Here is a 23,890-nt window from a genome sequence, read left to right on the forward strand (position 1 = left end):
ACCGGTACGTCCGTGCTGTGCCGGCCTCGGTCAAGGAGGTCTTTGCCTGTGGGGAATTCACCAAGAAGACTGGTGCTGGCGGCTTCGGTCGTGGCGCTGGCGGCGGCGTTCGTCGCGTTGCCGGCCGGTACTGCCGGCGCAGCCCAGAACATATTGCGTGCCGACAAGTCGGTACCCCGCTCGTGCTTCGCGAAAGTGCAGCCCAAGGGCACCTCGGGCGTCGATCGCCGCGAGCTGACGTCCACTGTGGACGGCTTGGTGCAGGCCCGGCTGAGGCCGGTCCCGGGCACCGAAGGCGACTGGGACGTCGCCGTGTTCGACAAGGCGACGGGCGCCGTGGTCGCCGCCTCGACGGCGTTGCGCACCCACGAACTCGCCGAGAGCTTCGTGAAGAAGGGGCAGCAGCTCGTCGTCCAGGGCTGCCGCTACGGCGGCCCGGCCGGTCAGGCCCAGCTCGGCGTCGACTTCCTCGCGCTCACGCCGCAGGGCACGCCGACGACCGCGCAGAAGGCGCAGCTGGTCCGCGTCGAGACGCCGACGCGCGCCGACAAGAACAAGCTCACCGCCTCCGGCCTCGACGTCACGGAGAAGGGTGACGCGACCGGCGTCGAAGTCGTCCTCGCCGACGACGCGGACCGCCAGACGCTCAAGAACACCGGCTTCAAGTCGAAGGTGATCGAGGCCGACCTCTCGGCCAAGTCCGTGCAGGACGCCAGGACCGACCGCCAGTACGCCGCGACGACCGCCGCGTCGGCGCTGCCGTCCGGGCGCACGAGCTACCGGCACCTCTACGACTACAACTACGAGATGAAGGAGCTGGCCCGCAAGAACCCGGGCCTGGTCTCGGCGTTCACCATGCCCGAGTCGACGTGGGAAGGCCGCGACGTCGTCGGGATCGAGATCGCCACCGACGTCAAGAACGTCACCGACGGCAAGCCGGTCAACTTCACCATGGGCGTGCACCACGCGCGGGAGTGGCCGGCCGGCGAGCACGTCATGGAATGGGCGTACGAGCTGATCAACGGCTACGCCCACGACAACGCGATCCGGAGCCTGGTCGGCAAGACCCGCAACATCGTCGTGCCGATCATCAACCCGGACGGGTTCGAGATCTCCCGCGAAGCCGAGCCCAAGGGTGACTTCACCCGGTTCGACTACGAGATGAAGCGGAAGAACTGCAACGTCAACGACTCGCCGGCGCAGTACTCCACCGGCGTGTGCAAGGCCAACCCGGCCGGCCGCCTGCGCGGCACCGACCCGAACCGCAACTACGCGGGCTTCTGGGGCGGCAACGGCGCCGAGATCGCCTGGAGCGGCGACACCTTCCGCGGGTCCGCGCCGTTCAGCGAGCCCGAGGTGCGCAACGTCCGGTCGATCGTGTCCTCGCGCCAGGTGACGAACCTGATGACGATGCACACCGTCGCCGCGCTGGTGCTGCGCCCGCCGGGCGTGGCCGACGTCCGCCCGCCGCTGGAGGAGCCGGCCTACAAGGCCCTCGGCGACAAGCTGGCCTCGCGCAACGGCTACACCAGCGAGCCGAGCTGGGCGCTGTACGACACCACGGGCACCACCGAGGACTGGTCGTACTGGGCCACCGGCGGCTGGGGCTTCACCATCGAGGTCGGCGGCAACGGCTTCCACGGGCCGTACGCCGACAGCGTCGTGGCCGAGTACGAGGGCCTGGCCCCCGCGGCCGGCGCCGGCAAGGGCGGCAACCGGCAGGCGTTCCTGGACATGCTGGGCAACGCGGCCGACCCGCAGCAGCACTCGACGCTGATCGGCTCGGCGCCGAAGGGCTACCAGCTCAAGCTGCACAAGACGTTCCAGACGCCGACGTCACCGGTGATCCAGGCCGACGGCTCCACCACGCCGCCGATCTACGTCACCGACGACCTGAACTCGAAGCTCACCACCACCGGCGGGCGGTTCGCCTGGTCGGTCAACCCGTCGACCCGGCCGTACGTGGCCGGCCGCTACGGGCGCGACCCCCAGGGCCCGGCGCAGCAGGGCTTCGCGGTCGCCAACCCGGCCGGTGTCCCGCCGATCAACCAGAACTACCCGGCCGACCCGGCGGGTGACACGTTCACCTTCCACGTCGACGGCCTGCCGAAGGTGGACAACGGGAAGTTCAGCGTCAACATCAACTGGGCGAGCACCGCGACCGACTGGGACCTGTTCGTCTACGACGCGGCGGGCAACCTGGTCAGCTCGTCGGCCAACGGCGGCACGACGTCCGAGCACGCCGTGCTGTTCGACCCGCCGGCCGGCGACTACACGGCCGTGGTGGTCAACTACGACCAGGCCGACCCGGCCACGGTCGACGACTGGACCGGGGACGTCTCGTTCGCGTCGCCGATCCCGCCGACGTACGGGACCAAGGAGGCCTACCAGCTGACCTGCTCGTCGCCGAAGGGCAAGCTGGTCGGTGTGGCGGACGTGTTCGTCGACCGCGGTCAGACGATCGACGTCGGCGAGGTCTGCACCCGCTCCGCGCACGCGCAGAAGCAGCGCGCCTCGGGTGGGGTTCGGTAGCCGGTTCGCAGCCCGTGAAGGCCTCTTCGCTCCGGCGGGGAGGCCTTCACGGCGTTACGGCGAGGGTAATGCCGAGGACCACGAGGATCGTGCCCACGACACGGTTGAGGGCCGGTTTCGCGCGGGCGTACCAACGCTGGGTGGCGGGGGAGGAGAACAGCAGCGCGACGGACAGGTGCCACGCGGTGGACGCGATGATGATCAGCGCGACCGCGGCGAGCTTGACCGCGGTGGGCTCGGTGGGCGGCAGGGCCGCGGTGAGGACGCTGCCGAAGAACGCGGCGGCTTTCGGGTTGGTCAGGTTGCTGACCACGCCTTGGCGGAAGGCGCCGCCGCGTCCGGCCGGCGGGGCCGCGTCCGGCGCCTGGGCTCGCAGCCAGAGCTTCACGCCGAGCCAGGCGAGGTAGGCGCCGCAGACGACGCGCAGCGCCGTGGCCAGCCAGGGTTCGCGCGCCAGCACCGCGCCCAGCCCGAACACCGCGACCGCGGCCAGCAGGCCACCGGCGGCGACCACCCCGAGCGCGACCGCCACGGCGGCCTTGCGGGTGCCGGCGGCGGCGGTGTGCGCGATGAGCACGAAGTTCGGGCCCGGGGAGACCGCGGCCGGGAGGTAGGCCAGCAGGACCGTGCCCAGCGTGGCGGCGGGGTTCACGCCGCCCGGCCGCCTCCGCCGACCACCTGGTCGCGCATGGTCCGCAGCGCCTGGTGATCCACTGTGGACGGATCGGCGGCCAGCCACTCGCCGATCTCGTGCAGGAACTCCTCCGGCGTCATCGGCGCCGCGGGCAGGTCACCCGGGTCCGCCGTGGTCAGGTCGCCGCTGCGGCTCGGGTACACGATCATCGCCCCGCGCAGCGCGACCCCGGGCAGCAGGTCGCGGTAGGCGGCGAGGCTCTCGGCAAGCCGGCTGCCGCCGCCGCGGAACGGGCGGCCGTTGCGCAGCAGCCTGCCGTCCTCGGCCGTCTCGTAGTGCCCCGGCAGCCACAGCTTCGACTCGATCAGCACCAGGCGCTTCCCGCACAGCACGGCGTGGTCGACGTCGGCGAACACCGAGCCCGGCCAGGCGAGGCCGTGGAAGATCCGCGCGCCGGGCAGCCGGGTCAGGTAGGTCTCGAGCAGGTCGGCGGTGAGCCGCTCGGCCAGCTCGTCGCGCTCGCTGCCGGGGGCGCCGAAGACGGTGCGGCCGCCGAACTCCTCGGCGTAGGCCTCGCGGGCCCGGCTCGCCCGCAGGTAGCCGCGGGCCAGGCGCTGGACGAGCAGCGCGGTGCCGGCGGTGAGCAGCAGCCAGACGATGAGCACCGGCGTGCTGAAGCCGACGCCGGTCACCAGCGGCAGCAGCACCAGCACCATCCCGCCCACCGCGGCGACCACCGGCGTGTGCCCGGGCCCGCGGCGGCGGCCGTGGCGCATCCGGGTGTCCTGCCCGGCGAAGTGCCACCAGCTCAGGTCTTCGGCGTCCAGTTCGGGCAGGTCGGGGACGAAACCGGGTTCGTCGCCGAAGCGCCGCCGGGGCCGCGGCCGGACCGGGACGGGCACCACGGTCGCGCCGCCGGAGTCGTAGCGCCCGCGGGCGACGGGGTCGCTCAGGACGTCGTAGGCCTCGCGGAGCAGGCGGAACGTGCCGACGGTACCGCCGGCGTCGGGGTGCATGGTCTTCGCCAGCCGGCGGTAGGCCGTCTTGACGTCGGCCGCCGTGGCGTCCCGGCGGACGCCGAGCACCTCGTAGTAGTCGACCTCGGGCACGCGGGCGTTCACCTCCGGATGGCTGCGCGAAGACTTTATGGGACGCGGTTTCCCGGTCTGCCACCGCCTCTTCGGCGCGTCGGGGTGACGGTCCTCCGGTGCAGGTCAGTGCGGTTGTCCGGAGTTCCGCGGGCCCGCGACTGTCCACTGAGGACGGCGCGTCACTCGGAAGTGTTGCCGCGGCGTGGTTTTGGTGACTTTTCGTAGTGGTGGTTCACTCGAAGAGACGCGAACACGTGTTCGAATCGCCGGGTAATATGGCGGCATGTCCTCCCCCAGACGTGACGGGCCCACCGCCACCCCACCTCGGCAGCGGGCCCGTCACCCCAGCCCGTGCTCGCGCAGCAGGAAGCGCTGGAGCTTCCCGCTCGCGTTGCGCGGCAGCGCGTCGATGAACCGCACCCGGCGCGGGTACTTGTACGGCGCCGCAACGGCTTTGGCGTGCTCCTGCAGGGCGTGCACGACCTCCGGTCCAGGGGTGACGCCCGCGCGCAGCACGACGAAGGCGGTCACGACCGCGCCCCGGTCCGGATCGGGCGTGCCGACGACCGCGCACTCCTCGACGTCCGGGTGGCCGAGCAGCACCTCTTCGACCTCCGGAGCCGCGATGTTGTAACCGGAGGAGACGATCATGTCGTCGCTGCGCGCCACGAACCGGAAGTAGCCGTCGGGTTCGCGGAGGTAGGTGTCGCCGGTGAAGTTCCAGCCGTCGCGGACGTAGTCGGCCTGTCGCGGGTCCTCGAGGTAGCGGCAGCCGGTCGGTCCCCGCACGGCGAGGAACCCGGGGGTGCCGTCGGGTACGGGCGTGCCGTCGACGTCCAGGACGGCGGCGCGGAACCCGGGGACGACGGTGCCGGTCGTGCCCGGCCGGGCGGCCTCGTCGGCGGCGGAGATGAAGACGTGCAGCATCTCCGTGCTGCCGATGCCGTCGATGAGGGGGCGGCCGGCGACGGCGCGGTACTGCTCGGCGACGGCGGCGGGCAGTGCTTCGCCCGCGGAGACGGCGCGGCGTACTCCGGCGAGGAGGGCGCCGTCGCCGGAGCCGAGGATCGCGCGGTAGGCGGTCGGCGCGGTGAACAGCACGGTCACCGCGTGCCCGGCGACGATCGAAGCCAGTTCCTTGGGCGTGGCGCGCTCCACCAGGAGCACGGACGCGCCGGCGTGCAACGGGAAGACGAGGAGGCCGCCCAGGCCGAAGGTGAACGCGAGGGGAGGGGTGCCGCAGAAGAGGTCGTCCGCGGTGGGGCGCACGACGTGGCGCGAGAACGTGTCGGCGATGGCGAGCAGGTCGCGGTGGAAGTGCATGGTCGCCTTGGGTGTCCCGGTGGTGCCGGAGGTGAAGGCGAGCAGCGCGACGTCGTCGGCGGCGGTCGGCACGTCGGCGAAGGTGACCGGGTGCCGGGCGCAGCGTTCGGCGAGCTCGCCGCCGTAGGCGACGACGGGCAAGCCGGGTGGCAGCTCGTCGAGCAGGCGCTCGTCGCACAGGGCGACGGCCGGCCGGGCCCGGTCGACGATCTTGTCGAGCTCGTGGCGCCGCAGCATCGGCATGGTGGCGACGGCGACCGCCCCGGCCTTGAGGACGCCCAGCCAGCAGGCCGCCAGCCACGGCGTGTTGGTGCCGCGCAGCAGCACGCGGTTGCCGGGAACGACCCCGAGCTCGGTGGTGAGGACGTGCGCGACCCGGTTGGCGCGGGCGAGGACCTCGCCGTAGGTCCACGTCTCCTCGAGCGACCGCAGGCACGGGCGGTCGGGTCCGAGGCGGTCGATCGCGCCGTCGAGCAGGGCAGTGGCGGCGTTGAGCCGGTCCGGGTAGTGCAGCTCGGGCAGGTCGAACACGAGCCGCGGCCACTGCCGCTCCGGCGGCAGCCGGTCACGGCAGAACGAGTCGGTGTGCGCGCTGGGAGAAAGCCTCATCGCAACCCCTCGGGTCGACCTGCACCACGAGGAACGTAGCACTCGTTGCGACCGTCGAGAAGGCGCGATGCCGGATCGATGACGGTAGCGACGAGAAAGCGATACCACTCCGTCGACCGGGAGCGGCGCACAGTGACAGCGCACGGCCGCGAGCACGTTTCGGGTGCCTGCGGCGTGGTAGCCCCCGGGCATGGTGAGCGTCGGCTACTTCCTGTCGTCCGAAGAGTTTTCGCCGCGTGAGCTGGTCCGGCAGGCCCGGCTCGCCGAGTCCGCCGGGTTCGAGCGGCTGTGGATCTCCGACCACTTCCACCCCTGGCTCGAGGAGCAGGGGAACAGCCCGTTCGTGTGGTCGGTGATCGGCGCGCTGAGCGAGGTCACGTCGCTGCCCGTCTCCACCGCCGTCACGTGCCCGATCATCCGCCTGCACCCGGCCGTCGTGGCGCAGGCCGCCGCGACCGCCGCCGTGCAGTGCGAGGGCCGGTTCGTGCTCGGCGTCGGCACCGGGGAGGCGCTGAACGAGCACGTCACCGGCGAACAGTGGCCGCCGCCCGCGGTGCGGCTGGAGATGCTCGAAGAGGCGATCGACGTCATCCGCGAGCTGCACACCGGCAAGGAGGTCAACCACCGCGGCCGGTACTACACGGTCGACCACGCCCGGCTCTACACCCTGCCCGACGAGCCGGTGCCGATCTACGTGTCGGCGTTCGGCCCGGCGGCCACCGACCTGGCCGCCCGCGCGGGCGACGGCTTCTGCACGGTGATGCCCGACGCCGACCTGGTGCGCGAGTTCCGGAAAGCCGGCGGTGGCGACAAGCCCGTGCAGGGCGGCCTGAAGGTGTGCTGGGCGGAGTCCGAAGAGGACGGTGTCCGCACGGCACACCGCCGGTGGCGCAACGAACTCCTGCCGGGCAAGCTGCCCTCGACGCTCCCGACCCCGGCCGACTACGCGGCGGCGGCGACCCTGGTGACCGAGGACATGGTCCGCGAGCAGTTCCCGTGCGGCCCGGACGCCGACCGGCACGTGGCAGCGGTGCGCGAGTTCGCCGAGGCCGGGTTCGACGAGGTGTACGTCCAGCAGATCGGCCCGGACCAGGAGCAGTTCTTCGAGGCTTGGCGCACCCAGGTGCTGCCGCGGCTGTGACTCAGGACGCGGCGGGAGCGACGGTGGCGTCCGGCTGGTTCGCGCGTCGCAGCGCGTCGGCCACGAAGCCGTTCGCCTTCAGCTCCTCGACCAGCTCACGCAGGAAATCCACCGTCGCCGGGTCGCGATCCGGTGACGTCCCGACCGCCTGCTGGATCTGCATGAACCGCTCCGGGAGCACCCGCGTCCCCGGGTGGGACGCCGCGTAGGCGGTCATCGGCTGCCGGATCCCGGCTGCCACCTCCAAGCCCTGCTCTTCGAAAACCGCGACGCCGTCCGAGCCGCGCACGACCGTCGCGTGCTCGAGCGTCCGGGTCAGGAACAGGTCGTACGCCGAGCCCTGCTTCACGCCGATCCGGACACCCGGCCGGTCGACGTCGGCGGGCGAGGCGAACGCGGAGCCGTCCGGAACCGCGTACACGCCTTCGATGACGACGTACGGCGCGGTGAACGCCACCGAAGCCGCCCGTGCTGGCTCGATCGCCAGGAAGCACAGGTCGGCCGCACCCGAGGTCAGCGCCTCGAACGACTTGCGGGCCGCGTCGAAGCAGGCGAACTCGACCGGCACGCCCAGCCGCGCGGCCACTTCGCGCGCGATGTCGACGGTGACGCCACCCGGCGAGTCCGGCGTGCCGTGCGCGAGCACGGGGTTGCCGAGGTTGATGGCGGCGCGCAGCGCCCCGGTGGGCGTGAGATCGGCGGCGAGGTCTCCCATGACCGGCGAGGGTAACGGCGGGGGTCGCCTTAGGAGGGGCGAATGTTGCTCACGCCACCGGTGGCTCGTCCGCCGTCGTCAGCGCGAAGGCCGTTTCCTGGTGGTAGACCTCGCCCGGCCGGAGCACCGTGCTCGGGAAGTCCGGCCGGTTCGGCGAGTCCGGGAAGTGCTGCGCCTCCAGCGCGAACCCGGTGAAGGGATCGCCCAGGTGGTTGCCCGAGTAGAACTGCAGCCCGGGCTCGGTCGTCCACATCGTGAGCAGCCGCCCGGACGACGGCTCCCAGACGCGGGCGGCGAACGGCGCACCGTCGTCGAGGACCCAGTTGTGGTCGTAGCCGTGCCCGATCGCCAGCTGGGGATCGGGGTCGCCGAGCCGGGCGCCGAGGGGCGTCGCGCGGCGGAAGTCGAACGGCGTCCCGGCGACCGGTGCCGGGTCGCCCGCCGGGATCAGGTCCTCGTCGACCGGGCAGTAGCGGCTCGCGGCGATCGCGATCGCGTGGTCGTGCACGGTCCCGGCGCCGGCCAGGTTCCAGTAGGTGTGGCTGGTCAGGTTGACGACCGTGGGCGCGTCGGTGGTCGCGCGGTAGGTGATGGTCAGCCGGTCGTCGAGGCGGTAGGTCACCTCGGTGGTCAACCGGCCGGGGTAGCCCTGGTCGCCGTCCGGGCTGACCAGCGTGAGCCGCACGCCGTCGCGGACCGGGACAGCGGACCACACCCGCGTGTCGAACCCGGCCGGCCCGCCGTGCAGGCTGTTCTTCCCGTCGTTGACCGGCACCCGGTGGAGGACGCCGTCGAGGCTGAACGCGCCGCCGGCGATCCGGTTGGCGTACCGGCCGATCACCGCGCCCAGGAAGACCCGCGCGGCGCCCGGCCGGTTGTTCTCGAGGTAGCCCTCGAGGCCGGGGTGGCCGAGGACGACGTCGGCCGGTCGCCCCGACCGGTCCGGCGCTTCGAGCGACTGGATGACTCCGCCGTAGTCCAGCACGCGGACGGTGATCCCGGACCGGGAAAGCGTGTAGCGGTGGACGTCGGTGCCGCCGGCACGGCCGAAGAACTCCCGCGTGAGCTCGGTGGACGTCATCGGCGGCCTCCCCATTGTTAGCGCTAACAGCATGCGGGAGGAGGGCCGCGCGGTCAAGGGTCACTGCTCGCCCGGCGGCTCCGTCCCGAGGAGCTGGTGCGCGCGCAGCGTCATCTGGATCTCCAGCCGCTGCGCGGGATCGGCCAGCCGGTCGCCGAAGAGGTCGCTCAGCTGGCTCACGCGGTAGCGGACGGTCTGCGGGTGCACGCCCAGTGCCTGCGCGATGTCCGGGGTGTTCCCGTTGTGCTCCAGCCAGCTCAGCAACGTCTCGGCGAGCCGGACCTGCTGCTTCACCGTCAGGCCCGCGAACGGTCCCAGGGTCTTCGCCGACAGTGCGTCGAGCAGGAACCGGTCCGCCAGCAGCCAGTGCGTCGCGAGGTGGTCGGCGGTGTGCGTCACCGGCCGGTCGCCGATCAGGCCTTGGCGCACCAAGTCGAGCGTGCGCCGGGCCCAGCGCGACGACGTCCCCGCGTCGGCCGGCCGCACCCGAGGCCCCACCGTCGCGCGCCAGCCCGGCAGCCGGCCTTCGAGGTCCCGCAGGTCGCGGTCCGGGTTCGGGGTCAGCAGGCAGGGTTCGGTGCCTTCGAGGTCGAGCAGGACGTCGTCGGCGACCTGCGGCGCCGGCGCCAGGTGCTGCTCGTCGCGCGGGTCGAGCGCGACGACGGTGACCCACTCGGGCATGGTCCACTTCGCGGCCTTCGCCATCGTGTCCAGGGTCGCCGGCGACGACGGCGGGGTGGCCAGGAGGAGTTCGAGCAGCCGCCGTCGCCGGCGTTCGAGCGTGCCGGTCGCCATCGCCTGCGCCAGCGTGTACCCCTCGACCGAGTACGACGAAATCTCTTCCACGTAGGCGAAGATCGCCTCCGCGCCGACGCACAGGACGGCCGCCGGGAAACGGTGGGCCTGGCCCAGTTCCGCGACGTACCGCCAGGCCGCGCGGCCGCCCGCGCGGTAGGCCGCCTGCAGCGAGTTCAGGCTGCCGCCGTCGTGGTGGACGCGCTTTCCGACCTCCCGGAACAACTTCGGCCAGTTGTCCTCTGTGGACGGAAGATCGTCGATGCTGTCGATGCAGCTGAGCACGGCCTGTTCGATCGCGAGCACGATCATCTTCCCGAACTCGCCTTCGAGGGGCTTGGCGTACTCGGGCACGGCCCGCTGGATCTCCTCGAGGATCCGCCGGGACAGCGGGTCGGCGTGCGGCCGGAACCGGCGCGCGAGCTCGGTGGGCAGCGAGCACCACAGCTGCCGCGCCCGGCCGGTGCCACGGGGGTGCGGGACGGTGATCGTCCGGGTCATGGGCACCCCTTTCCGCGTCGGCGCGAAGGTCATGTACTCACACGAAAACGAGATTGGCAACCGGCTTCCCGCCCGCGGAAGGGGTTCTGTCACGCGGGGACCAAGGGGCGCACGCGGATTTGTCACGCGTCCGACAAGCGGGGAGAACACTCACCGCCGCAAGGGTTTCCGGAATCGGATTTGTGAGCCGGGACCGTATCTTCCCGGCCTCCGGCGGAGTTAGCGTGATCAACCATGCGCGGTCGGAGGAAAACGGGATGACGACGGTCGTTTCCTGGTGTTTCCGCCACGCCGTCGTGGTCGTCGCGCTGTGGCTGACGGCGCTGGCCGGGCTCGGTTTCGCCGTGCTGCACACGGGCGCGGACTTCCGCGACACGGTCGACCTGCCCGCCGCGGACAGCACCGCGGCGGCGAAGCTGCTCCGGAGCACCGGTACCGAAGAAAGCGTCGTTGTCCAGGCGCCGGACGGCCCGATCGACCGCGGCGCGGGCCGGGTGGACCTCGAAACGTTCGCCGCCCGCCTGGCGGCGCTCCCGCACGTCGTCGCCGTCGGCCCGCCGCCCGGCCGGGTGTCACCCGACGGGCGGACCGCGGTGCTGACCATCCGGTTCGACGCGCCGGCCGCGACCCTCGGGCAGGACACCGCGGACGCGCTCGCCGACGCCGTCCGCGACGCCCGCGGCCTCACCGCCGGGGCGTCGGGGGAGCTCGCCGCGATGACGGCGGGAGCGCCGGACCTCGGCAACGCCGGGATCGGCCTGCTCGCCGCGGCCCTCGTGCTGTTCGTGACGTTCCGGTCCCTGACCTGCGTCCTGCTCCCGGTCCTCACCGCCTCGGTGTCGGTCGGCTGCGCGCTCGCCGCCGTCACCCTCCTGTCGCACGTGATGACCGTGCCGAAGATCAGCACCGAGATAGCCGCGCTGCTGGGCCTCGGCGTCGGCGTCGACTACGCGCTGTTCGTGTTGACGCGGTTCCGGCAGGGCCGCCGCGACGGCGCGGACCCGGCGGCCGCACTGGCCGTCGCGGCGGCGACGTCCGGCCGGAGCGTGGTGTTCGCCGGGGTCACCGTGTGCGTCTCGCTGGCCGGGATGCTGACCGTCGGCCTGCCGTTCCTCGACGGGATCGCCGTCGCCGCCGCGGTTTCCGTGCTGCTCACCGCGTCGGCCGCACTGACCCTGCTGCCGGCGTTGCTGCGCCCGGCCGCCCGGCGGATGCGGATCCCCCCGGAAGGTGGCGGCCGCCGGTGGGCCCGGCTCGCGCGGTCGGTGACCCGGCGGCCGGTCCCGTACACGCTCGCCGCGCTGCTGGTCGTGGCCGTCCTCGCGCTGCCGATGACCGGACTGCGGCTCGGCGTCCCGGACGCTTCCCTCGACCCACCCGGCAGTATCACGCGCACGGCGGCGGAGCTGCTGCACGACGGGTTCGGCCCCGGCGTGGGCGCTCCGCTGCTGGTGGTGGGCACGGGAGACGCGTCGCTCGGCACGCTGCGCGAGGCGCTGCTCGCCCGCGCCGAAGTCGGGCCACCCACCCCGCTCCCGGGCGGCGGCTGGCTGCTCACGGCCACCCCGCGCACCGCGCCCGACGACCCGGCCACCGCCGAGCTGCTGCGCTGGGCACGGGCGATGGCCATCACCGTCGGAGGTCCGGACACGCACGTCGGCGGGCCCGTCGCCGCCCGGGCCGACTTCTCCGCGGCCGTCACCGCACGGCTGCCGCTGTTCCTCCTCAGCGTCGTCGGGATTTCGGTCCTGCTGCTGGCCTGGGTGTTCCGCAGCGTCGTGATCCCGCTGACCGCGGCGGTGATGAACCTGCTGACCGCGGCCGCGACGACGGGGGCGGTCGTCTTCGCCTTCGGCGCGCCGATCGAGCCGTACCTGCCGGTGTTCCTGTTCGCCGGGCTGTTCGGGCTGTCGATGGACTACGAGGTCTTCCTCATCGCGCGCGTGCAGGAGGCGTGGCGGCGCCGCGGCGACACCCGGGCGGCGGTCGTCGACGGCGTCGCGGCAACCGGCCGGACCATCACCGCGGCCGCGCTGATCATGGCGCTGGTGTTCGTGGCGTTCGCCTTCGTGGACGCGCGCGTCGTGCGGGAAGCCGGCGTCGGGTTGACGGTCGCGGTGCTCCTCGACGCGGTCGTCGTCCGGTGCGTACTGGTCCCGGCGGTGATGGCGTGGTTCGGCGAGGCCAACTGGTGGTTCCCGCGCCGCCGGCGCGTCGAGGTGGCGCGCGAGCTGGTGGGGAGCGCGCGATGACGCGGCGGACCCTGGTGCTGATCGCGCTCGGCGCGTTCGTCACGACGCTGGACAACACCATCGTCGCGGCCGGCGCGCCGTCGATCGCCCGCGACCTCGCCCTGGACCTCGGGTCGCTGCAGTGGATCGCCCTCGGGTACATGCTCCCGTTCGCCGGGCTGCTGCTGGTGGCGGGAACGTCGATCGACCGCTGGGGCCGGCGGCCGGCGTTGTTCGGCGGGCTGCTCGCGTTCGGGCTCGGCGCGGCGGCCGGCGGGCTGGCGACGTCGGCCGGGTTGCTGGTCGCGGCCCGGGTGGTGCAGGGCGCGGCGGCCGCGTTCCTGGTCCCGGGCCTGCTGAGCCTGCTGCGGGCCAACCTCGACGCGCGGGGCCGGACGCTCGGTGCCGCCGTCTGGACGGCGTGCCTGGCGGCCGCGCTCGCGCTGGGCCCGGCGCTCGGCGGCCTGCTGAGCGAATACCTCGGCTGGGGCTGGATCTTCTTCGTCAACCTGCCCTTCGTGGCGGCGATGCTCGTGCTGCTGCCGGGAACGGTCCCGCGTGGCCGCGACCCGGACGCCCCCAGGCCGGCCGCCGGCGCGATGACCGCCGTGACCGCGAGCCTGGTCCTGCTCACCGCGGCGCTCGTCGAACTCGGCGAGCACCCGCGGACCGGCGTGGCGCTGCTGGCCGGCGGGTGTGTGCTCGGGGCGGCGTTCGTGGTCCGCGAGCGCCGGGCGCCGGCCCGGCTGGTGCCGGCCGAGCTGACCGGCAACCGGGTGTTCGCCGGCTCGCTCGCCGTGCAGGTGCTGTGGGGCCTGGGAATCTCGGGGATCGTCTTCTTCACCCCGTTGCTGCACCAGGACTTCCTCGGTCTCGACCCGGTGCGGGCCGGGCTGCCGCTGGCGCTGGTCGCGGTCGCGGTGGTGGCGGCGACGCCGCTGGTCGCGCGGGCCGTCGACCGGCACGGTCCACATCGGACGGTCGCGGCCGGGCTCGGGGTGGTCGCGGCCGGGCTGCTCGCCCTCGCGGTCGTGAACCACCTCCCGGCGGTCCTCCCGCGGATTCCCGGCCTGGTGCTGATCGGGGCCGGTTCGGCGTTCACGACCCCGCTGACGTCACACGCGCTGGACGTCGTGGCCGAACGTCAGGCGGGTACGGCATCCGGGCTGCTCACGGCGTCTCGCGAACTTTCGAGCGCGCTGGGGGTCGCGCTGATCGGGGCGGTCCTGACCGCCGTGCGAGGGCTGCGGCTCGACGCGGGCGCGCCGCCGGGAACGGCACTGGCCACGGGCTACACGGCGGGTCTGCTCGCCGCGGCCGGGTTGACGCTCGCCGGCGCGCTGCTCGCCGTGCGCGTGTTGCGCGGCCGGTCGGCGGGGACCTCGTCGCCGGGTGACAAACGCGCGGTGCCGTAATCCGTGTGCCGGTGAGTATCGCAATTCGCTTGATTGACAACCGCCCGGGCGCAGCTATTCACTGCGCCGGTAAACGCTCTCTGCGAGGTGTCATGGATACCATTTCCCCGCCGGTTCCCGTCATCGGGGCTGAATCGACGGCCTCACTGGCGACCCTGCTCGGCCAGTGGGCGCGGGTGCTCGGCGACGAGGTCGCGCTGACCCACCTGGACCACCGCGACAGCGTGGACGGCCGGGCGGTCACGCTCACCTGGCGCGAGCTCGACGAGCGCGTCGGCACGGTTGCCGCGCGGTTGAGCGGAATCGCGGCCGCGGGTGACCGGGCGGCGGTGCTGGCCGGGCAGTCCGTGGACTACGTCGTCGCGTTCCTCGGCGCGATCCGGGCCGGGCTGATCGCCGTGCCGCTGTTCGCGCCCGGCCTGCCCGGGCACGCGGGCCGGCTGACCGCCGCGCTCGCCGACTGCGCGCCGAGCGTCGTGCTCACCACGACCGCGGACCTCGACGACGTCCACTCCTTCCTCGCGGACTCGCCGGTCCGGCCGGACGTCGTCGCGGTCGACGCGCTCGCGCCGGCCGAGCCGCGGGACTGGCCGGCGCCGGATCCCGACGCGACCGCGTACCTGCAGTACACCTCGGGTTCCACCCGCACGCCCGCCGGGGTCGTGCTGACGCACCGCAACGTGCTCGCCAACGCGCGGCAGGCGTGCACCGCCTACGGCGTCGAACCCCGGACCACCTCGACGGTCAGCTGGCTGCCGCTCTTCCACGACATGGGCCTGATCCTCGGCATCGGCGCGCCGATGGCCGGTGGCATGGCCTCGGTGCTGATGGACCCGCTGGCGTTCCTCGAACGGCCGTCACGCTGGCTGCGCGCCCTCTCGGCCAGCCCGGGCGCGATCAGCGCGGCGCCCAACTTCGCTTACGCCTACTGCGCTTCCCGCGTGTCGGAGGCCGAGAAGAGCTACCTGGAGCTGAGCCGGGTCGTCTCGCTGATCAACGGCAGCGAACCGGTGCTGCCGGCCACGATCGCGAAGTTCCAGGACGCCTTCGCCGGGTGTGGGCTGCGCCCGGAGGTCCACCGGTCCTCCTACGGGCTGGCCGAGGCGACCGTGCTGGTTTCGGTGTCCGACGCCGGGAAACCGGCCCGGCAGGTCACGTTCGATCGCGACCGCCTCGCCGCCGGGTTCGCGGTGCCCGCGGCGTCGGGGTCGACGCTCGTCTCGTGCGGGCGACCGGCCGGGCAACGGGTGCTGATCGCCGATCCCGTCTCCGGCGAACCGGTCGAGCCGGGCGAGGTCGGCGAGATCCGGGTCAGCGGCCCCAACGTCGGCCGCGGGTACTGGGGCCGGACAGCGTCGTCGGCGACCTTCGGTCTGCCGCCGCTGGACCCGGAAACCGGTGCGGGCTGGCTGGCGACCGGCGACCTCGGCGTCGTCTTCGAAGGCGAGCTGTACGTCACCGGGCGGCTGAAGGACCTGGTCGTCGTCGACGGCCGCAACCACTACCCGCAGGACATCGAGCAGACGGCCGAGGCGCACGACGGTGTCCGGCCGCACTCGGCGGCGGCGTTCGCGATCGGCACCGGCGAGGGGGAGGCCGCGGTCGTCGTGCTGGAACGCGCCAAGGACTCTTCGGCCGGCATCGCCGAGCTGACGGCCGCGCTGCGAGCGGCGGTGTCGGCCGGGCACGGCCTGGGCCTGCACGACGTGGTGGTTCTCCCGCCGGGTGAGGTGCCACGGACGTCGAGCGGCAAGATCAGCCGGGCGCGCTGCCGGAAGTCCTATCTGGACGGTGCGCTGACCGGTCGGCGGCTCGGATGACGACGTCCGGCGCGGTGCGCGCGTGGCTCCTGGATCGGCTCGGTCCGGTGGACCCGGATCGGCCCTTGCAAGAAACCGGACTGTCCTCACGGGACGCCACAGCCCTCGCGGCCGACCTCGGCGAGTTCGTCGGCCGCCCGCTGGACGTCACGCTCGTCTGGCAGTACCCGACGGTCGACGCTCTCGCCGCGTATCTGTCCACAGGGGACTCCGTGGTGACTTCCCCTGCGCAGAGGGAAGAGGAGCCGATCGCGATCGTCGGCCTGGGCTGCCGGCTGCCGGGCGGGATCGACTCGCCGGAGGCGTTCTGGCGGTTCCTGGACTCCGGCGGCGACGGCGTCGGCGATGTTCCCGAAGGCCGTTGGGAGACGTTCGCACCGGCCGGTGACCTGGCGGGACTGCCGCTGCGGGGCGGGTTCCTCGACGACGTCGCCGGGTTCGACGCGGAGTTCTTCGGCATCACCCCGCGCGAGGCCTTGGCCATGGACCCGCAGCAGCGGATCCTCCTGGAGGTCGCGTGGGCGGCGCTGGAGCACGCCGGAATCCCGCCGTCGGGGCTGCGCGGCAGCCGGACCGGCGTCTTCGTCGGGCTGTCGGCCACCGAGTACGGCTCGCTGACGATGACCGACGTCGCCGGCGTCGACGTCTGGTCGGGCACGGGCGCGGCGGCGAGCATCGCGGCGAACCGGCTGTCGTACCTGCTCGACCTGCGCGGCCCGAGCCTGACGCTGGACACGGCGTGTTCGTCGTCGCTGGTGGCGGTGCACCAGGCGATGCAGAGCCTGCGTCGCGGCGAGAGCGAGATCGCGCTGGCGGCCGGCGTGAACGTGCTGCTGGCGCCGGGCATCACGGCGGGCTTCCACCGCGCCGGGGTGCTGGCCGCGGACGGCCACTGCAAGCCGTTCGCGGCGGCCGCCGACGGCATCGCCCGGGGTGAGGGGTGCGGGGTCGTCGTGCTGAAGCCGTTGCGAGCGGCTCGTGGTGACCGGATCCTGGCGGTGCTGCGCGGCAGCGCGGTGAATTCCGACGGCCGGTCGAACGGCTTGACGGCCCCGAACCCGTTGGCGCAGGCGGAGTTGCTGCGTTCGGCTTATGGATCGTCCGGGGTCGAACCGTCCTCGGTGGACTATGTGGAGGCGCACGGAACGGGAACGCCGTTGGGCGACCCGTTGGAGGCGGGCGCGCTGTCGGCGGTGCTGGGGCGGCCGGTCGATCGCCCGTTGCTGCTGGGGTCGGTGAAGAGCAACCTGGGCCACCTCGAAGGGGCGGCGGGCATCGCGGGGTTGCTGAAGGTGGTGCTGGCGATGACGCATCGGCGGCTGCCGCCGACCTTAGGGTTCCGGGAGCCGAACCCGCACATCGACTTCACGGGGTTGCGGGTGGTGACGTCGCCGACGGAGTGGCCGCGCTACTCGGGCACGGCCCGCGCGGGGGTGTCGGCGTTCGGTTTCGGTGGGACGAACGCGCACGTAGTGGTCGAGGAATGGCCGGCGGCGGCGTTCCCGGTGCGGGTGCCCCCGGAGGCCGCGGGGCCGGCGGTGTTCGCGCTGTCGGCCCGGTCGGGTTCGGTGTTACGGGCCCGGGCGGGCGAGCTGGCGGAGTGGCTCGAGGGGTCCGCGGAGGTGCCGTTGGGTGCGGTGGCATCGACGCTGGCGCACGGACGGGAGCACTTGCCGGTGCGCGGAGCGGTGGTGGGAGAGACCCGCGCCGAGGTGGTGGACGGGCTACGGGAGCTGGCCGCGGGGCGAGGCTTGGTGGGGGAGCCGGCCACGGGGGTCGGCAGCCGGGGCCTGGCCGCGGGGGTGGCTCGCGTGCCGGTTGCCGAGCGTGGTTTGGCGGCCGCCGCTGCCAACCCAGCGGCCGGCAGCGGCCCGGTGGGCAAGCCGGGCAGCGGCTCCGGCGACCTGGCCGTGGGCGTGGCTCGCGAGCCGGTCGCCGAGCGTGGTTTGGTGACCTCCCCTGCCAACCCAGCGGTCGGCAGCGGCTCCGGCGACCTGGCCGCGGGCGTGGCTCGCAAGCCGGTCCGCGGCCCCGGCGAAGCCGGTGATCCCGTCTTCGTCTTCTCCGGCTACGGCTCCCACTGGCCCGGCATGGGCCGATCCTTCCTCCGGACCGAACCCGCCTTCCAAGCCGCCGTCGACGCCCTCGATCCGGTCTTCCGCGCCGAAACCGGCTCGACGCTGCGAGACCTCCTCGAAGGCGAACCCGGCGACCTGGCCACCACCCAGCTCACCCTCTTCGGCATGCAACTCGCCCTCGCCGGCCTCTGGCGCGCCCACGGGGTCGTCCCCGCCGCCGTTGTCGGGCACTCCATGGGCGAGGTTGCCGCCGCCGTGGTGGCCGGCGCCCTCGATCCCGCCGACGGCCTGCGCGTCATGGCGACGAGGGCACGCCTGCTCGCCGAACTCGATCAGGGCGGCGAAGGCGCTATGGCCGTCGTCGAACTCTCGCCACAAGAACTCGCCCAATTCCCCGAAGTCACCGTCGCCGTCTACGCCTCGCCGACCCAGTGCACCGTCAGCGGGGCCGCCGACCAGGTCGATGCCCTCGTCGAGCACGCCGAACGCCTGGGCCGGCTCGCCCGGCGGCTCGCCGTCGGCGGGGCCGGGCACTCCGCCGCCGTCGACGCCGTGCTCGACCGGTTCCGGGTCGAAATCCAGCCGCGCAAGCCCGAGATCCCCTGCTACACCACGGTTCTCGACAACCCCAGAGAAACACCGGCCTTCGACGTCGAGTACTGGGCCGCGAACCTCCGCCGTCCGGTGCGGTTCAGCCAAGCGCTGACCGCCGCGGCCGAAGACGGGCACTCCGTCTTCATCGAAGTCGCCCCGCACCCCGTCGCCCTCGCCGCTGTCGAACAGACCACCGGCGCACGAGCCCTGCCCTCCGCGAGCCGGAAGTTCGACGAACGGGCCGCCTTCCTCACCACCCTCGCCCGGCTGCACGTCGACGGCCGTCCCGGCGCCCTGGCCGCCCGACCGAGGACGACCCCGGTCGACCTGCCCGGACCGGTCTGGCGCCACCAGACCTTCTGGCCCAAACGCCGTGCGCGAACCCACGGCGGCCACCCGCTGCTGGGTGTCCACATCGAACACCCGGACGGCGACCTGTGGCGGGGAGACGTCGGCACCGAAGCACACCCCTGGCTCGCCGACCACACGGTCCGGGGCACGCCGGTGTTCCCCGCCACCGGCTTCCTCGAACTGGCTCTCGCCGCCGCACCGGGCGGCCGCGTCCGGGATCTCGAACTCCGCGAGGTCCTCGAACTCGGCGACCACACGGAAGTGACGACCAGCCGCACCGGTACCGAATTCAGCGTCCACGCCAAGACGAACGGCGAATGGATCCGCCACGCCACCGCGCGCATCGAGCCCGGCGGGACCCCGTCGGCACCGCTCGGCGCGACCGCCGGCGAACGCCTCGACCTCTACCGCGTCCTGACCGAACTGGGCCAGGACTACGGCCCGGCCTTCCGCGGCCTGCGCACCGTCGTCGCCGCCGACGGCAAAGCCTCCGCCGAAATCGTCCAGCCCGAGGACCACCCCGCCTACCGGCTCCACCCCGCCCTCGCCGACGCCTGCCTGCACGCGCTCGCCGCGGCCGTCGGCGACTCCGATGCCCTCTACCTGCCGCTCACCATCGGCGAGGTGGTCCTGGCCGGCGAACCGCGCCACGGGGTGCGGGTGGACGCCGTCCTCACCTCGCGGGACCCGTCCGGGGACGGCCTGCTCGGCAGCGTCCAGCTCGTCGACGCCGACGACACCGTCCTGGTCGAGTTCCGTGACGTCTACTGCCGCCGTTTCCGCGACGCGGCACTGGACCGGCTGCTGTACGAGGCCGCCTGGCAGCAGGTGGACCTCCCCGCCGCGCCGGAGCGGGCGGAGCGCTGGATCGAGCTCACCGAAGACACCCTCAAGGGCCGGCGGTGGGAAGACCCGACCGAGGTGCTCATCCACCTCGACAGCGAAGACGACCCCGTTCCGGAACGGGCCAGGAACCTGGTCGGGACGCTGGCCGAAGTCGTCGCCGAGCTGGCCGAACTGCCGCGGCCGCCCCGGTTGTGGCTGGTCACGACCGGCGCCCAGGCCATCGAACCCGGCGAGCGCGGTGACCCAAGCCTGGCCGCCCTGCGCGGGTTCGTCCGCGTACTCGCCTTCGAACACCCCGAACTCCGCGTCAGCGCGGTCGACTTCGACGCCGGACCCGATCCGGCCCGGCTGTGGGTCGGGCAGCTGCGTGACGAGGTCCGCGCGGACGGCCCCGACGACGAAGTCGCCTGGCGCGAAGGCGTCCGGTACGTGCGGCGGCTGGCCCGCCCCGAGCCCGGCGACCGCGTGCGCGAGCCGGTCCGCGACGGCGCCTACGTCATCACCGGTGGGCTCGGCGGTCTCGGCCTGGTCGCGGCGAAGTGGCTGGCCGAGCGCGGGGCGACGCGGGTGGTGCTCAACGGCCGCCGCGCCGCGCCCGCGCCGGACCTGGGGATCGACGTCCGCGTCGTGCCCGGCGACATCGCCGGGCCCGGCACGGCCGAAGCGCTGGTCGCGGCGGCCGTCGACGGCGGCGTGCCGTTGCGCGGGGTGCTGCACGCCGCCGGGGTCCTCGCCGACGGCGCCGCGATCAGCCTGGACGCCGCCGCGCTCGACGCCGTCTGGCGGCCGAAGGCGCTCGGCGCCTGGCGGCTGCACGAGGCGACCGCCGGGCACGACCTCGACTGGTGGCTCGTGTACTCGTCGGCGGCCGCGCTGTTCGGCTCGCCCGGCCAGGCCGCCTACGCGACCGCCAACGCCTGGGCCGACGCCCTGGTCGCGTGGCGGCGGGCGCAAGACCTCCCGGCCGCGACGATCGAATGGGGCGCCTGGGGTGAAGTCGGCGCCGCGGCCGGGTCGCGCAACCCGGTGCTCGAGCCGCTCGTGACCGAGGAAGCGCTGTCGGCGCTGGACGCCGTCCTCGCGCGCGACCGGCAGACGACCGGTGTCGCCCGGGTCGACGCCGGGACGGTCCTGGAGCTGTTCCCGCGGCTGGCCGAGCGGCCGTTCTTCGGGCTGTTCGCGCCGCGCACCGGACCGTCCACTTGGGACGGGCTGGACGCGCTGCGGGCCGGGCCGGCGGAAACCGCCCGCCGGGCGATCGCCGACCACCTGGCCGGGCTCGTCGCGGGGGTGCTCGGTTACGCCGACGTCGAGCGGGACGTGCCGCTCACCCGGCTCGGTCTCGACTCGCTGTCGGCGATGCGCGCCCGTGGCGCGGTGGAACGCGACTTCGGCCTGCCGCTGCCGATCCCGCTGCTCCTGCGGGGCGCCAGCCTGGCCGAGCTCGCCGCCCACCTCGCCGGACAAGCCGGCTTCGGCACGGCCGAAGCCGAGCCGGTCACCGCCGGGCCGCGCGACCCCGCCGAACGGTGGGTGGCCCGGCATTGGCGGGCCGAGCTGGGCGGCCCGGAACCCGGGGTGCACGACGACTTCTACGCCGTCGGTGGCGATCCGGACAGCGCGCGGCGGCTGCGGGCGGTGTTCGCCGAGCAGCTGGGCGCGGTGCCCCCGGTGGAGCGGCTGTTCGCCACGCCGACCGTCGCCGCGCTGGCCGACCTGCTGCGCGCGGAACTCGAAGGCCACGGCGGCGGCCCGGTGCGGCTGCTGCGCGACGGCGTCGCCGAGCCGCTGTTCCTGTTCCACCCCGCGGGCGGCCCGACGAGCGTGTACCGCGAGCTCGTCCGGCTGCTGCCGGAGGGGCATCCGGTCTACGGGCTGGAGCGGATCGACGACGAGGACACCGTCGAGGCCAAGGCCGCGTGCTACGCCGAGCTGATCCGCGAGATCCAGCCGCGGGGCCCGTACCGGCTGGGCGGCTGGTCGTTCGGCGGCTGCCTCGCCTACGAGACGGCGCGGCGGCTGGACGGTCCGGTCGACGTCGTCGTCCTGATCGACTCGATCCTGCCGCTGCCCGCGGCGGGGAAGCCCGCGGACCTGCTGCTGGACCGCTTCGACCGGTTCGCCGAGCACGTGTCGCGGACCTACGGCGTCCCGTTCGCGATTCCGCGCGCCGAACTGGCCACTTTGGACGAGGGCGCGCAGATCCGCTGGGTGATGCAAAACCTCGCCGAGCAAGTCCCGGATCTCGGTGCCGGCGTCCTGCGGCACCAGTACGAGTCCTATGTGGACGCGCGGGTGGCCGAGCGGTACACACCCCAGCGGTACGACGGCCGGGTGCTGTTGCTGCGGGCCCAGGAACCACACCCGCTGACGACCACTTTGGACCCCCGGTACCTGCGCACGGACGACACCCTGGGCTGGGACGAGTACTGCACCGACCTCGAAGTCGTCCGGGTGCCGGGCGACCACGTCTCGATGATCGACCCGCCGCACGTCGCGGTGATCGCCGCCGCGCTCGCGGCCCGGCTGGGAGCAGGAGTGCGGTGATGGACGAACTCATGCCGACCACGGCGTTCCGGATCGCCGATCTCGCGGCGCGCCAGGACGAAGCCGTCCGGATCGCCGAGAAGCGGGCCGTCGACCGCCAGCACGCGAAGGGCAAGCTCACCGCGCGCGAGCGGATCGGGCTGCTGCTCGACCCCGGCTCGTTCGTCGAGCTGGACCAGTTCGCGCGGCACCGGTGCGCGGAGTTCGGGATGGACGCCAACCGCCCCTACGGCGACGGCGTCGTCACCGGGCACGGGACCGTCGACGGGCGGCAGATCTGCGTCTTCTCCCAGGACTTCACCGTTTTCGGCGGCAGCATGGGCGAAGTCTCCGGCGAGAAGGTCCTCAAGGTGATGGACCTGGCCATGGCGCTCGGCTGCCCGGTCGTCGGGATCAACGACTCCGGCGGCGCGCGCATCCAGGAAGGCGTCGTCTCGCTGGCCTACTACGCCGAGCTGGGGCGGCGCAACGCCCACGCGTCCGGGGTCGTCCCGCAGATCTCGATGATCATGGGCCCGTGCGCGGGCGGCGCCGTCTACGCGCCGGCCATCACCGACTTCACCGTCATGGTCGACGAAACCTCGCACATGTTCGTCACCGGCCCGGACGTCGTGCACGCGGTGACGGGCGAGCGCGTCACCGCGCAGGAACTCGGCGGTGCGGCCGTGCAGAGCGAGATCGCCGGCAACGCCCACCACCGGGCCGCCGACGAGCAGGACGCGATCGAGTGGGTGCAGACGCTGCTCGGCTACCTTCCGGCCAACAACCTCGACCCGGCGCCGGAGTACGCCGACGACACCAGCTCCGTCGTCACCCCCGCCGACCTGGAGCTCGACCGGCTGGTGCCGGACTCGCCGAACCAGACCTACGACATGACCGAGCTGATCGCCCGGCTGGTCGACGACGGCGAGTACGCGGAAGTCCACAGTACGTTCGCGCCCAACATGATCTGCGCGTTCGGCCGCGTCCAGGGCCGCACGGTCGGCGTCGTCGCCAACCAGCCGCGGCACCAGGCCGGCGTGCTCGACATCGACGCCTCGGAGAAGGCCGCGCGGTTCGTGCGCTTCTGCGACGCCTTCTCGATCCCGCTGCTCACCCTCGCCGACGTCCCCGGCTACCTGCCGGGCAGCGACCAGGAACGCGGCGGCATCATCCGCCGCGGCGCCAAACTGATCTACGCCTACTCCGAAGCCACCGTGCCGAAGGTGACGGTGGTGGTCCGCAAGGCCTACGGCGGCGGGTACGCGGTGATGGGTTCCAAGCACCTCGGCGCCGACGTCACCCTCGCCTGGCCCACCGCCGAAATCGCCGTGATGGGCGCGGAAGGTGCGGTGCAGGTGCTCTACCGCCGCGAGCTGGCCGAGCTGCCGCCGGACCGGCGGGCCGCGGCGCGCAGACGGCTCACCGAGGAGTACCGCAAGCGCCACACCGGCCCCTACCTGGCCGCCGAACGCGGTTACGTCGACCAGGTCGTGACGCCGTCGCAGACCCGGCTGCAGGTCGCGCGCGCCCTGCGCACCCTGCGGACCAAACGGCAGACCCTGCCGGCCAAGAAGCACGGAAACATCCCCCTGTGAAGGAGCGGC

Annotated in this window: 13 protein-coding genes; 7 read left to right on the plus strand and 6 right to left on the minus strand. The window is 73.3% G+C overall.

Annotated elements, in window-relative coordinates; all coding sequences use genetic code 11:
• Window positions 1-72: 72 nt before the first annotated feature.
• Window positions 73-2,532 (plus strand): M14 family zinc carboxypeptidase, encoded by a 2,460-nt coding sequence (locus tag BLV96_RS01560; protein WP_086679715.1) that lies wholly within the window; start codon window positions 73-75, stop codon window positions 2,530-2,532.
• Between the two features lie 46 nt (window positions 2,533-2,578).
• On the opposite strand, the gene BLV96_RS01565 is transcribed toward BLV96_RS01560, so the two are convergent.
• The 3 genes from BLV96_RS01565 to BLV96_RS01575 form a co-directional block, all read right to left on the minus strand.
• Window positions 2,579-3,184, minus strand: a complete 606-nt coding sequence (locus BLV96_RS01565) for a LysE family transporter (protein WP_086679718.1) — start codon at window positions 3,182-3,184, stop codon at window positions 2,579-2,581.
• Window positions 3,181-4,275 carry a J domain-containing protein gene (locus BLV96_RS01570; RefSeq protein WP_086679742.1) on the minus strand — a complete coding sequence of 365 codons (1,095 nt, stop codon included), beginning with the start codon at window positions 4,273-4,275 and terminating at the stop codon, window positions 3,181-3,183. Before BLV96_RS01570 ends, BLV96_RS01565 begins: the two co-directional genes overlap by 4 nt.
• 321 nt (window positions 4,276-4,596) lie before the next feature.
• Complete coding sequence (locus BLV96_RS01575; RefSeq protein WP_086679721.1) at window positions 4,597-6,189, minus strand: AMP-binding protein; 1,593 nt, start codon at window positions 6,187-6,189, stop codon at window positions 4,597-4,599.
• Window positions 6,190-6,379: 190 nt separating this feature from the next.
• Here BLV96_RS01575 and BLV96_RS01580 point away from each other — a divergent pair, with 190 nt between their 5' ends.
• Window positions 6,380-7,330: a TIGR03557 family F420-dependent LLM class oxidoreductase gene (locus BLV96_RS01580; protein WP_086679723.1), complete on the plus strand. Its 951-nt coding sequence runs from the start codon at window positions 6,380-6,382 to the stop codon at window positions 7,328-7,330.
• 1 nt (window position 7,331) lies between these two features.
• Here the strand turns inward: BLV96_RS01580 and BLV96_RS01585 are convergent, their stop codons facing one another.
• Genes BLV96_RS01585 through BLV96_RS01595 form a run of 3 tightly spaced genes read right to left on the minus strand, consistent with a single transcriptional unit; the run spans window position 7,332 to window position 10,422 of the window.
• The gene (locus tag BLV96_RS01585) at window positions 7,332-8,045 is read right to left on the minus strand and encodes a transporter substrate-binding domain-containing protein (protein ID WP_086679725.1); all 714 of its coding nucleotides are present in this window, start codon (window positions 8,043-8,045) and stop codon (window positions 7,332-7,334) included.
• A gap of 49 nt (window positions 8,046-8,094) precedes the next feature.
• Window positions 8,095-9,126, minus strand: coding sequence for an aldose epimerase family protein (locus BLV96_RS01590; RefSeq protein ID WP_086679727.1), 1,032 nt, complete (start codon window positions 9,124-9,126; stop codon window positions 8,095-8,097).
• A 60-nt stretch (window positions 9,127-9,186) separates the two neighbouring features.
• Window positions 9,187-10,422, minus strand: a complete 1,236-nt coding sequence (locus BLV96_RS01595) for a PucR-like N-terminal domain-containing protein (protein WP_086679729.1) — start codon at window positions 10,420-10,422, stop codon at window positions 9,187-9,189.
• Window positions 10,423-10,679: 257 nt separating this feature from the next.
• Between BLV96_RS01595 and BLV96_RS01600 the strand changes: the two genes are divergently transcribed.
• From BLV96_RS01600 to BLV96_RS01620, 5 genes are all read left to right on the plus strand, one after another.
• Window positions 10,680-12,674, plus strand: coding sequence for an MMPL family transporter (locus BLV96_RS01600; RefSeq protein WP_086679731.1), 1,995 nt, complete (start codon window positions 10,680-10,682; stop codon window positions 12,672-12,674).
• Entirely contained in the window at window positions 12,671-14,068 is a 1,398-nt protein-coding gene (locus tag BLV96_RS01605) for an MFS transporter (RefSeq protein ID WP_086679733.1), read from the plus strand. Before BLV96_RS01600 ends, BLV96_RS01605 begins: the two co-directional genes overlap by 4 nt.
• A gap of 92 nt (window positions 14,069-14,160) precedes the next feature.
• A complete protein-coding gene (locus tag BLV96_RS01610; protein ID WP_086679735.1) occupies window positions 14,161-15,888 on the plus strand; it encodes a fatty acyl-AMP ligase in 1,728 nt (575 codons plus the stop codon).
• On the plus strand, window positions 15,885-22,304 hold the full coding sequence (locus BLV96_RS01615) for a type I polyketide synthase (protein WP_244180005.1): 6,420 nt from the start codon (window positions 15,885-15,887) through the stop codon (window positions 22,302-22,304). Before BLV96_RS01610 ends, BLV96_RS01615 begins: the two co-directional genes overlap by 4 nt.
• A complete protein-coding gene (locus tag BLV96_RS01620) occupies window positions 22,304-23,881 on the plus strand; it encodes an acyl-CoA carboxylase subunit beta (protein WP_086674402.1) in 1,578 nt (525 codons plus the stop codon). The genes BLV96_RS01615 and BLV96_RS01620 overlap by 1 nt, the downstream gene beginning before the upstream one ends.
• The last annotated feature ends 9 nt before the right edge of the window (window positions 23,882-23,890 follow it).

This window comes from Amycolatopsis pretoriensis, assembly GCF_900107925.1.
GTDB classification, from domain to species: domain Bacteria; phylum Actinomycetota; class Actinomycetes; order Mycobacteriales; family Pseudonocardiaceae; genus Amycolatopsis; species Amycolatopsis pretoriensis.

Excerpts from the sequence above, each read along its gene's own strand:
- BLV96_RS01575 (WP_086679721.1), bottom strand. The coding sequence starts at position 6,189 with ATGAGGCTTTCTCCCAGCGCGCACACCGACTCGTTCTGCCGTGACCGG.
- BLV96_RS01580 (WP_086679723.1), top strand. The coding sequence starts at position 6,380 with ATGGTGAGCGTCGGCTACTTCCTGTCGTCCGAAGAGTTTTCGCCGCGT.
- BLV96_RS01585 (WP_086679725.1), bottom strand. The coding sequence starts at position 8,045 with ATGGGAGACCTCGCCGCCGATCTCACGCCCACCGGGGCGCTGCGCGCC.
- BLV96_RS01590 (WP_086679727.1), bottom strand. The coding sequence starts at position 9,126 with ATGACGTCCACCGAGCTCACGCGGGAGTTCTTCGGCCGTGCCGGCGGC.
- BLV96_RS01595 (WP_086679729.1), bottom strand. The coding sequence starts at position 10,422 with ATGACCCGGACGATCACCGTCCCGCACCCCCGTGGCACCGGCCGGGCG.
- BLV96_RS01600 (WP_086679731.1), top strand. The coding sequence starts at position 10,680 with ATGACGACGGTCGTTTCCTGGTGTTTCCGCCACGCCGTCGTGGTCGTC.
- BLV96_RS01605 (WP_086679733.1), top strand. The coding sequence starts at position 12,671 with ATGACGCGGCGGACCCTGGTGCTGATCGCGCTCGGCGCGTTCGTCACG.
- BLV96_RS01610 (WP_086679735.1), top strand. The coding sequence starts at position 14,161 with ATGGATACCATTTCCCCGCCGGTTCCCGTCATCGGGGCTGAATCGACG.
- BLV96_RS01615 (WP_244180005.1), top strand. The coding sequence starts at position 15,885 with ATGACGACGTCCGGCGCGGTGCGCGCGTGGCTCCTGGATCGGCTCGGT.
- BLV96_RS01620 (WP_086674402.1), top strand. The coding sequence starts at position 22,304 with ATGGACGAACTCATGCCGACCACGGCGTTCCGGATCGCCGATCTCGCG.